The 8,128-nt window shown below is 40.0% G+C and carries 7 protein-coding genes; 5 read left to right on the forward strand and 2 right to left on the reverse strand.

From position 1 onward, the window contains the following. Nucleotides 1-93: 93 nt before the first annotated feature. Entirely contained in the window at nucleotides 94-1,314 is a 1,221-nt protein-coding gene (locus tag FTV38_RS13510; RefSeq protein WP_180022743.1) for a L,D-transpeptidase, read from the reverse strand. A gap of 205 nt (nucleotides 1,315-1,519) precedes the next feature. Between FTV38_RS13510 and hemE the strand changes: the two genes are divergently transcribed. The 5 genes from hemE (at nucleotide 1,520) to FTV38_RS13535 (ending at nucleotide 7,510) form a co-directional block, all read left to right on the forward strand. Beyond that, nucleotides 1,520-2,590, forward strand: a complete 1,071-nt coding sequence (gene hemE / locus FTV38_RS13515) for a uroporphyrinogen decarboxylase (protein WP_078191978.1) — start codon at nucleotides 1,520-1,522, stop codon at nucleotides 2,588-2,590. A gap of 40 nt (nucleotides 2,591-2,630) precedes the next feature. Continuing rightward, complete coding sequence (locus tag FTV38_RS13520) at nucleotides 2,631-3,422, forward strand: DUF817 family protein (RefSeq protein WP_180022752.1); 792 nt, start codon at nucleotides 2,631-2,633, stop codon at nucleotides 3,420-3,422. Between the two features lie 150 nt (nucleotides 3,423-3,572). Then, nucleotides 3,573-4,043, forward strand: coding sequence for a DUF3015 family protein (locus FTV38_RS13525; RefSeq protein WP_078190276.1), 471 nt, complete (start codon nucleotides 3,573-3,575; stop codon nucleotides 4,041-4,043). Between the two features lie 109 nt (nucleotides 4,044-4,152). Beyond that, nucleotides 4,153-6,027: a DUF4105 domain-containing protein gene (locus tag FTV38_RS13530; protein WP_373887018.1), complete on the forward strand. Its 1,875-nt coding sequence runs from the start codon at nucleotides 4,153-4,155 to the stop codon at nucleotides 6,025-6,027. A gap of 106 nt (nucleotides 6,028-6,133) precedes the next feature. Continuing rightward, nucleotides 6,134-7,510 (forward strand): diguanylate cyclase, encoded by a 1,377-nt coding sequence (locus tag FTV38_RS13535; protein WP_180022745.1) that lies wholly within the window; start codon nucleotides 6,134-6,136, stop codon nucleotides 7,508-7,510. A 79-nt stretch (nucleotides 7,511-7,589) separates the two neighbouring features. On the opposite strand, the gene FTV38_RS13540 is transcribed toward FTV38_RS13535, so the two are convergent. Continuing rightward, complete coding sequence (locus FTV38_RS13540; RefSeq protein ID WP_180022746.1) at nucleotides 7,590-7,946, reverse strand: cupin domain-containing protein; 357 nt, start codon at nucleotides 7,944-7,946, stop codon at nucleotides 7,590-7,592. Nucleotides 7,947-8,128 lie beyond the last annotated feature (182 nt).

Consider the following 8,128-nt stretch of genomic DNA (forward strand, 5'->3'; position numbering starts at 1 on the left):
AACGCTCAGCCAAGATAGAGTTTTTTGTTATACATAAAGGCGCAACTATAAAAAAAGCCTGCACGAAGCAGGCTTTTTTAAATATGACTAAAATTATTCTAAGAATTTAACAGTCACACCAGATTTCACTTTCTTACCTAAGTCATTTGCATCCCAGTTAGTCAAACGAATACAACCGTGTGATGCTGTTTTAGAGATAGCAGATGGGTTCGGTGTACCGTGAATACCGAATGATTTTTTGCTCAAGCCAATCCAGATATTACCAACAGGACCATTTGGACCAGGTGGTAAAGACAATGGTTTTCTGTTGTTGCCTTGAACAAAGTTAGAAGGTGAGTAGCTGTACCAAGGATTTGGTGCAACACCTGTAACTTTGTATGTACCTGTAGGTGATGGCGTATCTGAACTACCAATCGTTGCAGGGAATGAACCGATCATTTGGTTGCGGCTATTAAACAAGTAAAGTTGTTTCGCGCCTTTATGTGCAACGATTAAGTGAATATCTTCAGGAACTTCGTTACGAATATTCGCAACTAAGATTTTTTCACCAGCTTTTTTAAATGTCGCTTTTGGATTCAACTTTTTCAAAAAGTCTTCGTCCATGTGGAATTTTTCACCCAACATTTCAGTCACACGAGTGTAATACAAGCCTTTCATTTTTGCTTGTAATGCATAGTCGTGTGGAATCGAGGCTGCATAAGGACCTTTCAAGTCTGCATCAGTCAACGTGTATTCAATGAATGCAGGTTTAGAACCTTGTTTCGCAATCAGCGCATCCCAAGTTTCTTTAGTTAAAGTCCCTGTAGGTTTCAACCCATTCATTTGTTGGAATGAAGCGATCGCCTTTAGGGTATTTTTACCACTGGTACCATCAATTGCACCCGGTGAAGCATGTGCATTATTGAGCATGACATGCGCACGTGCATAAACAGGGAATTGACCTTTACCAATGTTGTCATACCACTGAGCATTATTTAGGTCATTTAAACCCCAAGCAACTTTGGCAGCAGGCGAAGTTGATGTTGGAGTTGTAGCAGTCGCTGTAGCAGGTGCAGCACCGATGTCGGCTTTAACATCTTCTGATTGTTGCAAGCTGTCTAAAGTTTTCGATGCTTGGTTCAGATCTTCTTGTTCTTGAGCGCTAATCTGGCTAGTTGCAGATGAAGCTTCAGTCGCTAGCGGATCAATGGGATCCTGAACTGCAACATTAGTCACTTTTTTTGGCGTTAATGGTTGTTCAGCAGTAGATGCGGCAATAGCTGTACCAGCAAATATGCAACTTAGACTCAGTGCGAGCATGGTGCGAACGAACATGTAATTCAACCTTAAGAATTATTCATTTACTGTGTATTAAAAACTGGCTAAGTATTACAGAAAAAAAGTGGAGATGCAGTAGTTGTTTTGTGTAAATATCATTTTTGGCACTCAACATGATCGGTTTTTAAATGCTTGAGAAGTTATTATATTTACAACCTTTTTGATATGATGATGCGAATATCGAATTAAGTTGGGAAAGTGAATGACGACCTTAAAAAATGATCGTTTCTTGCGTGCCTTATTACGTGAACCGGTAGATGCCACTCCGGTTTGGATGATGCGTCAGGCTGGCCGTTATTTACCAGAGTATCGTGAAACACGTGCAAAAGCGGGTGATTTCCTATCCCTTTGTAAAAATACAGAATTTGCTTGTGAAGTTACTTTACAACCTTTGCGTCGTTATGACTTAGACGCAGCCATTTTATTTTCAGACATTTTGACAGTACCTGATGCGTTGGGTTTGGGACTGTATTTTGAGGCAGGTGAAGGTCCGAAGTTTCATAAAACTGTACGTACCGAACAAGATGTACTGAATTTACCTAAGTTTAATGCCAAATCTGACCTAGATTATGTCATGAATGCAGTGACTACGATTCGTTCAGCATTGGGCGGACAAGTCCCATTGATTGGTTTCTCAGGCAGTCCTTGGACACTGGCAACCTATATGGTGGAAGGCGGTTCAAGCAAAGATTTCCGTTTTACGAAACAAATGATGTATGCACAACCTGAAGTGTTGCATGCCTTATTAGACCGTTTAGCTGTGGCAGTGACTGAATATCTCAATGCGCAGATTGATGCAGGTGCCCAAGCTGTACAAATCTTTGATAGTTGGGGTGGGGCATTAGCACACCGTGAATACATCGAATTTTCACTAAACTACATGCAAAAAATCGTGGCAGGTTTACAGCGTGAAAAAGATGGACGCAAGGTTCCTGTGATTTTGTTTACCAAAGGTGGTGGTCAATGGTTAGAGCCAATGATTGCAACGGGTGCAGATGCTTTTGGTTTAGATTGGACTACGCCATTAAATGTAGCACGTCAAACAGTCGCAGGCCGTGCAGCATTGCAAGGTAACTTAGACCCAGCAACATTATATGGTTCGCCTGAAGCAATCGCGAAAGCGACGCGTGCTATGTTAGATGACGCATATGCAAACGGTGAAAAAACCGGTTATGTGGCGAACTTAGGTCATGGTATTACTCAATGGGTAGATCCAGCCAATCCAAAAGCCTTTATTGATACGGTACACGAATATAGTGCCAAGTATTTATAAGGCTTCAAGGAAATAGGTTTAGGATTCAACCGTGGTCAAGATGATAAAATCATGTTTTGAGTTCTCTTATAAGGCAGCTTCGGCTGCCTTATTTGGGATATTACTGCTGATCGCTTTTGCATTAACTGCAGCAATGGGAAGTCAGGAATATTTTGGCTTTTTCCGTTATGACTATTTATTGTTTTATGCACTGATCATTCAAGTGTGTTTACTTTACTTAAAACTCGAATCTTGGGCGGAAGCCAAAGTCATAGCACTGTTTCATCTGCTGGCTATGGGGATGGAAATATTTCTCACTCATCCACACATTGCCTCATGGCAATATCCGCAGCCTGCGGTTTTCAAACTGCTGACTGTGCCATTGTTTGCAGGTTTCATGTATTCGGCGGTGGGGAGTTTCTTTGCACGTTCGTTACGTCTATATCAGGTGTCGTTCAGTAACTTACCGCGTTTTGGCAATATGCTGTGCTTAGCCGTTTTGTCATATCTTAATTTTATGACCAAATTTTTTGTGCCAGATATTCGTATGTTTTTGTTTGCTTGGAGTGTGGTGATCTTTTGGAAAACTAAGCTCAGTTTTCAATTACAAAATCATGTGATTCAGTTGCCCATGTTACCAGTACTGTTGATTTTGGCATTTTTGATTTGGATCGCAGAAAATATCAGTACTTTCTATCAAATTTGGTTATATCCAAGTCAGGTCGATGCATGGCATATGGTCGGTTGGGGGAAACTCGGTTCTTGGTATTTGTTGCTATTACTCAGTCTGGTTTTAGTACTCAAAATCCTTGGAAAACGTGATGAAAATGGTACTTGGTTGCTCAAAAAATAGTGAAAAAGAACGTATTATTTTTAGCCAAAAGTTTTAGATGAAAATGTTTTGCCTTATCTGAAAGATCAAGTTAATCTACAGGTGTGTAATCAAAATTACACATGTTTTAATAATTAAAAACAATGGAATAAAATTCCCTGGAGAAGTGCCATGTTAAAAAAATTAGCTTTAGTTGCAGTCGTTGCACTAGGTTCTACAGCTGCTTTTGCTGACCGTGACGTAGGTTGTGGTGTTGGTTCTCAAGTTTGGGCTGGTCAATCAGGTAAAATTCCTAAAATTTTAGCTGCGACTACCAACGGTATTTTTACTAACCAGTTACTTGGTATTACTTTTGGTACTTTAGGTTGTAGCGGTACTGGTACAGTGACTGCTCAAGCGGTAACATTTACCAATGAAAATGCTGAATCACTTGCTCGTGATATGGCGGTTGGTCAAGGTGAGAGCCTGAATGTTTTGGCTGAGCTTTTAAACATCCAATCAACAGATAAAGCACGTTTCTTTGCTGTGTCTAAAGCAAATTTTGCTGAAATCTATTCAGCTGAAAACCAGTCTTCTCTACAAGTACTTGCTTCATTACAAAGCGTAATGGCGAAAGATGAAGTACTTAAAGCATACGTTTAATCGATGCTTTCAAAACCCTGTCTCTCGGCAGGGTTTTTTATTATCTAAAATATATAAAAATGGATTTGAATATAACTGAATGAAATCAATTGCTTTATTTTGTACCTTTATGATTCCGAGCATCTTATATGCTCAGCAAGTTGTAGATCCAAACCTCTCTAAAACCGTAGAGCTACAGCGATATATTGAACTTGCACAATCAAAAAAACTGTCTGAACACATCAGTTGGCAACGACTTTTATATACAGATCATAAAGGACAAAGTGAAGTTGCCTATACAGGTTATTTTTTAGCTGAAAATGGCCGCCAAAGTGCTCAAGCTGAATTAGAGGCAGATATCGCTGCACTGTTTCAACCCGCCGAACCTAATCAAGCCTTTCGTTGTCGTTTCCCTGCGCGTAGTCAGTGGCTGATGCAAGAATTATCCATCCGTTCAGAGCAGTTACCAGTGGTGAGTTGCCCTGAGTTTGATGAATGGTTTGGGAAAATTAAGCCGTATAAAGCGACATTAATTTACGCCACAGACTTTATGGGTAATCCAAGTTCTATGTTTGGACATACCTTATTGCGTCTCGATCCGAAAGATCAAAAAGAGCTAAATTTGGTGTCCTATGCCATTAACTATGCAGCGACAGTTGCAGGTGAAGATAACTGGTCTTATGCATGGAAAGGCTTAACAGGACAGTATCCTGGTGAATATTCCTTGATGCCGTACTACCGAAAGGTGAAAGAATATGGTGATTTTGAAAGTCGTGATTTGTGGGAATATGAGCTAGCACTGACCGAGCAAGAAACCAGTTATTTGGTTAAACATCTTTGGGAAATGCAAAATGTCAGTTTTCCCTATTATTTTGCCAGTGATAACTGTGCATATCGATTATTGGGCCTAATGGATTTGGTTCGCCCGACACTGAATTTAACCGAAAAATTTAAAGTCGCTTCCATTCCTGTTGAAACGATTAAAGCGATCAATGATGAACAACTGATTCAAGCAGCGGTGTATCGTCCTGCATTAGAAACGCAGCTTTTATCACAAGCGCAGCAACATGGATATCGTTTAGCACGTGAAGCGCATAAGCTCGCTGAAATTGAACCTGCGATGATGTCGACAGCACTCGCTCAGTTTAATGAAGCAGAGCAAGCGAAAATATTAGAAATGGCGTATGACCATCTGTATTTATTGCTGATTGGTCGAAAGGTGAGTGCGGAAGAAACGCAGCCTAAATTGCGTCAAATCTTGGCCTTACGTAGCCAATCTTCACAACCGAAACAACGGACTGAACCTAAGCAGCCAAGTCTAGACCCTGTCAATGGACATCATGCGCGAAATTTTTCAGCTACCGTGGGTGAAGTTCAAGGTGAAAAATATATCGAACTCGGTCATCGTCAGGCTTATCATGATTTGATCGATCCGCAAGGTGGCTTTCGGATTGGTACGCAGTTGATGTTTTGGGATGGCTCGATCCAATATCGTGACGAACAATTCAAGATCAATCATTTTGATTTTTTATCGGTCAATTCTTACAACCCGATCACGCCATTTAAAACACCGCTAAGCTGGGGTTTTAATTTTGGCTGGCAGCAAGTGTCTGTAGATGCAGGTCAATTTAGCGAAACGAAACAACATGGCGTTGCTGAATTAAAAGCGCAATCCGGTTATAGCTGGGCCAATCAAGAACGCACGCATTTGTGTTATGCACAGTCTCAAATGCAGGTGCAGGGCGGTAAGTCTCTCGATCAGGGCTGGCGAGTTGGCCTTGGGCCGACACTGGGTTGCCAAAATATTTGGTCAGAAAAATTAAATAGTTTGGTTCAGGCAGAGCTTCCGTATTGGGAAGATGCACATCAATGGAATCTGAAACTCGATGCAGAATTACAATATATCGTCAACCAACAAAATGCCTTAAGACTAGGCTATGAATACCAGCAGCAAGATGATCAAGATTGGAATAAATTGAAATTGAGTTATGTATTTTTCTATTAATTTTTAAGATAGATAAAATATGAAATATCAAATAAATTTGTTTTTTTATGTAAGTAAAGCAAGGTATGATTGCTAGCTTTGTAATAGCTGTGGTTTGTGTCACCGAATGAATCAAGAATGTATTACAGGTCTAAGTCAGACTTGGAAAGATATTTGTGATCAATATACTGAAAATGAACATCTTGCAGCATTGCAATTTATCCAAAGGCATGTTGAACATTTAGTTACTGTTTTTTATGAACAAATGTCACGTGAGCCAGAGTCAGCTGAATTTTTTAAAGACGATATCATTCAAAAAAGGCTCATCGACACTTTAAGAAAATGGTTGTTAGAAACGTTTAATGTCGCACTGAATGGTGAATTTGAAAGCTCAGTCAAAAGACAGCAGAAAGTTGGAATGGTACACGCGCGTGTTGGTATTCCGTCATGGTTCATCATACGTGGTGTGCGTGAAATAGAACGTAAAATATTTGAAATTTTAGAGCTAAACCAAACGCAAAGTATTCTCCATATGTGCAGTTATATTGTGCAAATTATGGGGTTCAGCACAGAAATTATGTGCCGATCTTATGAGATCAATACGGAAAAAAACCAAGAAACAAAACACAATTATCGCTTATTTTCAGCGATGCAAGATGTGGCCGTGCATAAAGATAAACAACGGGGTTCATTGCTCGACTGGGAAAATGAACTGATGTTTAAAATCTTTTCGGGCAATGTTGGTTTTTATCATCCCTTATTTTCAAAATCAGAGTTTGGGCTATGGTTCATTCATAAAGCGGCATATGCTTTTTCAGGTTCAGATCAGGTTCAACTGATTATTGACAGAATTTATGAAGTGGATCAATTAACCCAGCAAACGATGCAGATGACGGAAAAAGATCAGCTGCAACAGTTGATTCAACAGATTCGTGAATTGAACCGTGAAATTCAGCATCTAGTTGATCAACTATTTCAAGTGGCTGAATATATTGAGTCTGGCAATGATTCTTTGACTCAACTCCTAAACCGTCGTTATCTCAGTACGATTATTTCACGTGAAATTACCTTTGCGCGGCAAAATGAAACGCCGTTGTCTTTGCTCGCCTTTGACGCGGATTATTTCAAAATGATCAATGATAAGTTTGGTCATGCGGCAGGTGATCTTGCGCTCAAATTTATTGCCGAAGCCTTACAGCGTTATAGTCAAGGTAGCGATTATGCATTCCGTATTGGTGGGGAAGAGTTCTTATTACTCTTGGTGGATACTGGTGTAAACCGTGCGATGAAAATTGCAGAAAATATTCGCCAATATATTGAAAAGGGTTTGATCCGAACGGCACAAGGTCAGCAATTTAGTTTTACCGTAAGCATTGGTTGTGTACAGTATGATGGACATCCTGATTATCAGCGTTTCTTAGATGCAGCAGATCATGCGCTGTATGCGGCAAAAAATAATGGTCGAAACTGTATCCAAGTCACTAAGCATTTGTCGTATATCTAATTCGTTCAGAGTATAAAAAACTCCCATATATGGGAGTTTTTTATGGGTAAAGAAGTTTAATGGCGAGATGTGCCGTAATTTAAACTTCAACAACCACATAGTATTTTTTGACGGCTTCGACAACTTCAAACTTGCCCTGAAACGATGGGGGAATAATGCCCGCTTGGCCAGCGGAAACTTCAATATACCCGCCTTGTTGATCATAAATACGTACTAATCCTTCAAGGATTGTAAAAAACTCTTGTTTATTGGGTGCAAAGACAATATTCCATGCGCCAACTTCACATTGCCAAATCCCGCAGTCCATATTGGGGTGTACATACAGGCTTGCAGTTTCACGTTTAGGATTGCCCTGAACCAAACGGTCTGGGCGAGGGAAGTCTATGCTGTGTTTGGCTTGCGCTAAACCCTGACCGGCAATATATACATCTGACATGATTCATCCTGAAAATAGTGCTTTGCTATCAAAGCAAACGATTTGCGATATTAAATGTCTTGTCCTGAAATAGATTGACAGTATTCCACTTCAAACCGAGTTAAGCAATTAGCTCGGTTTTAGTTTGCTCATACGTCTGATTCGGGGTGTTCATATTTAAACTTAAATGTGGTCTATAACAA

Source organism: Acinetobacter sp. YH16044 (assembly GCF_013417145.1).
GTDB classification, from domain to species: Bacteria; Pseudomonadota; Gammaproteobacteria; order Pseudomonadales; family Moraxellaceae; genus Acinetobacter; species Acinetobacter amyesii.

Excerpts from the sequence above, each read along its gene's own strand:
- FTV38_RS13510 (WP_180022743.1), bottom strand. The coding sequence starts at position 1,314 with ATGTTCGTTCGCACCATGCTCGCACTGAGTCTAAGTTGCATATTTGCT.
- FTV38_RS13540 (WP_180022746.1), bottom strand. The coding sequence starts at position 7,946 with ATGTCAGATGTATATATTGCCGGTCAGGGTTTAGCGCAAGCCAAACAC.
- FTV38_RS13530 (WP_373887018.1), top strand. The coding sequence starts at position 4,153 with ATGATTCCGAGCATCTTATATGCTCAGCAAGTTGTAGATCCAAACCTC.
- FTV38_RS13520 (WP_180022752.1), top strand. The coding sequence starts at position 2,631 with ATGATAAAATCATGTTTTGAGTTCTCTTATAAGGCAGCTTCGGCTGCC.
- hemE (WP_078191978.1), top strand. The coding sequence starts at position 1,520 with ATGACGACCTTAAAAAATGATCGTTTCTTGCGTGCCTTATTACGTGAA.
- FTV38_RS13535 (WP_180022745.1), top strand. The coding sequence starts at position 6,134 with ATGAATCAAGAATGTATTACAGGTCTAAGTCAGACTTGGAAAGATATT.
- FTV38_RS13525 (WP_078190276.1), top strand. The coding sequence starts at position 3,573 with ATGTTAAAAAAATTAGCTTTAGTTGCAGTCGTTGCACTAGGTTCTACA.